Annotated in this window: 4 protein-coding genes; all 4 read left to right on the top strand. The window is 69.1% G+C overall.

What is annotated here, in order from left to right; genetic code table 11:
* Positions 1-330: protein-tyrosine phosphatase family protein (locus L995_RS24070; RefSeq protein WP_047473954.1), on the top strand; the 330-nt coding region annotated here is incomplete at its 5' end.
* Between the two features lie 35 nt (positions 331-365).
* Positions 366-770, top strand: coding sequence for a hypothetical protein (locus tag L995_RS24065; RefSeq protein ID WP_012203525.1), 405 nt, complete (start codon positions 366-368; stop codon positions 768-770).
* A 60-nt stretch (positions 771-830) separates the two neighbouring features.
* Positions 831-1,505: a response regulator gene (locus L995_RS24060; protein ID WP_017405435.1), complete on the top strand. Its 675-nt coding sequence runs from the start codon at positions 831-833 to the stop codon at positions 1,503-1,505.
* A partial coding sequence (locus tag L995_RS24055) for a sensor histidine kinase N-terminal domain-containing protein (RefSeq protein ID WP_047473953.1) occupies positions 1,502-1,985 on the top strand: 484 nt, incomplete at its 3' end. The genes L995_RS24060 and L995_RS24055, both read left to right, overlap by 4 nt.

Raw genomic sequence — 1,985 nt, 5'->3', positions numbered from 1 at the left:
GACCTGCCGCAGGAGCCGCTGCAGCGCCATGGCCTGCGCAACCTGCACCTGCCGGTGCGGGACCACGAATCACCGTCGGTGGCCCAGATCCAGATGCTGCTGGCGCGCATGTCGGCCATGCTGCGCGCGGGCGAGGTGCTGGCCGTGCACTGCCTGGCCGGCCTGGGCCGCACGGGCACGGTGCTGGCCGCATGGCTGGTGCGCGAGGGCCTCACCGCCGACGAGGCGCTGCGCCGCGTGCGCCTCATCGATGCCCAGTACGTGCAGTCCCAGGCCCAGGAGGACCTGCTGTATGCGTACGAAGTGGCACTGCTGCTGAAGATGGGCTGACCGATCACATCCATTCACAAAAAAGGAAAGCTGCAATGAGCCTGGATAACGTTTTGAGCGAGGTGGCCGGGTCCGTGCCCGAGTGCCTGGCCATCGGCTACGTGGATGCCGCCTCCGGCATGCTGCTGGCCATCCGCACGGTGGACTCGCATCCGCGCGAAGTCATCGACCTGGTGGCCGCCGCCACGGCCGACCTGTTCAACGGCCCCAATGTCTCGATGATCGAGAGCCTGTTCAAGAAGTCGCGCGGCCTCAAGGACGACGGCCACCACTATTTCCAGGAGCTCATCGTCAACAGCGACAACCTCATCCACGTCTTCCTGCGCGGCAAGCTCATGCCCGACTACGTGGCCGTCTTCGTCTGCCGGCGTACCGCCAACCTGGGCATGGCCTTGACCAAGGCCCGGATGGCCATGCCGAAGATTGAAGCGGCGGTGTAGCCGCCGCTCACCCCCTGAGTCGCCAACTGAGCCAGCCTTCCAGGGAGCTATTCTTCTGCCATGCGCTTACTGCTTGTCGAAGATGACGCCATGATCGGCGAGGCCGTGCAGACCCTGCTGCGCGGCGAGGGCCATGCGGTGGACTGGGTCCGTGACGGCCTGCAGGCCGATGCGGCCCTGTGCCCCGGCCCGGGTGGCGGCCATGGCTATGACATGGTGCTGCTGGACCTGGGCCTGCCGGGGCAGGACGGTTTGCAGGTGCTGCGCCGCCTGCGCGGGCGCCGCGACCGCACGCCGGTGCTGGTGGCCACGGCGCGCGATGCCGTGCGCGACCGCATAGCCGGGCTGGATGCGGGGGCCGACGACTACGTGGTCAAACCCTATGACCTGGACGAGCTGCTCGCGCGGCTGCGTGCGCTGGCGCGCCGGGCGTCGGGCGCAATGGATCCGCTGTACGAGCGCGAAGGCGTGCGGCTCAATCCCGCCACGCGCGAGGCCAGTGTCGAGGGGCGCGACGTGGTGCTCTCGGGCCGCGAATGGGCGGTGCTGGAGACGCTGCTGGCGCGCCCGGGCAGCACGCTGTCGCGCCAGCAGATCGAGGACAAGCTCTACGGCTGGGGCGACGAGGTCAGCAGCAACGCCATCGAGGTCTACATCCACGGCCTGCGCAAGAAGCTGGGCGCGGGGCTGATCCTCAATGTGCGCGGCGTGGGCTACATGGTGCCCAAGCCATGACGGCGCCTGCTTCCTCTGTCATCGCCCGGCTGCGCGGCCGCCTGCCCGGCGCACTGGGCACGCGGCTGCTCCTGTTCCTGGGGGCGGCCATCGTGCTCACGGCGCTGCTGCAGGGCCTGCTGGCCTACCGCAACGCGCTGCTGCAGACCGACACCCTGTTCGACTACCAGATGCAGCAGACCGCCTTCGCGCTGCGCGCCGGCCTGCCGGTGGATGCGCGCGGCAGGCCCCAGGGCACGCCGCCCGAGGATGAGAACCACGAATTCATCGTCCAGGTCTGGACCAACGAGGGCCTGCGCATTTTCGAGTCCGCGCTGGGTGCGGCATTGCCGCAGATGGCCGTGCTGGGCTTTGCCGATGTGCCCGCGCGCGGCACCGTCTACCGCGTGTTCTCGCTGCAGACGCGCTCGCAGGTGATCCAGGTGGCGCAGGACATGCGCGTGCGCCGCACGCTGGCGCGCGATGCCGCCTGGCAAAGCC

The sequence above is a fragment of the Delftia sp. ZNC0008 genome (genome assembly GCF_000799035.1).
GTDB lineage: Bacteria > Pseudomonadota > Gammaproteobacteria > Burkholderiales > Burkholderiaceae_C > Comamonas > Comamonas tsuruhatensis.
This window is presented reverse-complemented; position numbering and strand designations above follow the sequence as displayed.

What these genes read in the sequence shown, in the direction of transcription:
- L995_RS24065 (WP_012203525.1), top strand. Translation starts at nt 366, where the DNA reads ATGAGCCTGGATAACGTTTTGAGCGAGGTGGCCGGGTCCGTGCCCGAG.
- L995_RS24060 (WP_017405435.1), top strand. Translation starts at nt 831, where the DNA reads ATGCGCTTACTGCTTGTCGAAGATGACGCCATGATCGGCGAGGCCGTG.